General features: G+C 44.7%; 1 protein-coding gene and 1 pseudogene. Both read right to left on the bottom strand.

What is annotated here, in order from left to right:
• Positions 1 to 228: 228 nt before the first annotated feature.
• The gene (ltaE, locus tag AB4517_RS22450; RefSeq protein WP_372150062.1) at positions 229 to 1,233 is read right to left on the bottom strand and encodes a low-specificity L-threonine aldolase; all 1,005 of its coding nucleotides are present in this window, start codon (positions 1,231 to 1,233) and stop codon (positions 229 to 231) included.
• Positions 1,234 to 1,272: 39 nt separating this feature from the next.
• Positions 1,273 to 1,425, bottom strand: a pseudogene (locus AB4517_RS22455) (ADP-ribose pyrophosphatase); the annotation flags it as partial.

Genomic DNA, 1,425 nt, shown 5'->3' on the forward strand with positions numbered 1-1,425 from the left:
ATTAGGAAACAAAGCCGTTTAAATGTGAGAATAATTCTTAGAAGGTATTCTCATAGGCCAAAACGAGATCGCGTTCTGTTCCAGTCAATCAAGTGTGTTTATGAGAAAACTAGCAGGTGTCAAAGGCTATTTGGGCTGTGGAGTTGGTTAATGATTTTGCTCAAAAATAAAGCTTCCCATAGGGGAAGCTCAAATCTCAATTGCTATAGAGGCTAATCTCGTCAAGAGTTAAAGCGCATTTTCTAGCTTTATTAGGAAAGTAACGATGTCTTCTGAACTGATATCTTTATGGGTAACAAAACGTACTGGATTACCAGGCGACATAGTAATGTCTTGCTCACTTAACTCGCTTGCGATGCGGTTGATATCTACTGACTCATCTAATTTAGCAAACACAATGTTAGTTTGGATGAAATCAGGGTTAACAGAAAAGCCTTCTAGCTTGTTTAGGCCAATCGCTAGATTTTTTGCATTGTCGTGGTCAGCTTTAAGTTGAGCCACGTTCTCCGTGAGCGCCATTTTCCCTGCTGCGGCAAGAATACCTGCCTGACGCATACCGCCACCGACCATTTTACGTAGGCGGCGTGCTTTAGCGATGTACTCTTTACTACCAAGAAGTAGAGAGCCAATCGGCGCGCCTAAGCCTTTTGATAAACAGATCGTCATTGAATCGAAGTGTTGTGCGATCTCTTTAATGTGAACATCCAGTGCTACTGCTGCATTGTATACGCGCGCGCCGTCGAGGTGCATTTGCAGGCCGTGTTGGTTTACGAACTCACGTGCTTCCGCTAGATAAGACATTGGCAGGACTTTACCATTGATCGTGTTTTCTAAACTAAGAAGCTTGGTACGAGCAAAGTGGCTGTCGTCGGGCTTAATCGCAGCGGCAAGCTTTTTAAAGTCTAAAGTACCGTCTGGGTTATTCTCGATTGGTTGAGGTTGGATAGAACCAAGGACCGCAGCGCCGCCAGCTTCGTATTTGTAGTTGTGCGCCTGCTGGCCACACAGATATTCATCACCACGCTCACAATGCGCCATTAAGCCAAGAAGGTTGGCTTGTGTACCTGAAGAGGTAAACATTGCCGCTTCAAAGCCCGTTTCGTTGGCTGCCCACTGTTCTAGTTCGTTGACGGTTGGGTCATCGCCATAAACATCATCGCCCACTTCTGCGTTTGCCATTGCGTCACGCATAGCTTGCGAAGGTTTAGTTACGGTATCAGAACGAAAGTCCATGTTTCTCTCCTAGAGTACTTTAGGTAGCCATATAATTGGCTATAGATGGCCACATAGTTGGGCTTTACTTAAACAAGCGATAGTTTTGGTATCAGTGATTTGATCGTGTCGTATTTTATCGTGCAGTTCTTCTAAACTCAGTTCGATCACTTCTATTACTTCATCGTCATCGCATTCAAAGCGGGTAGTGAG

Source organism: Vibrio sp. 10N.222.52.C3, assembly GCF_041474195.1.
Lineage (GTDB): Bacteria > Pseudomonadota > Gammaproteobacteria > Enterobacterales > Vibrionaceae > Vibrio > Vibrio crassostreae_C.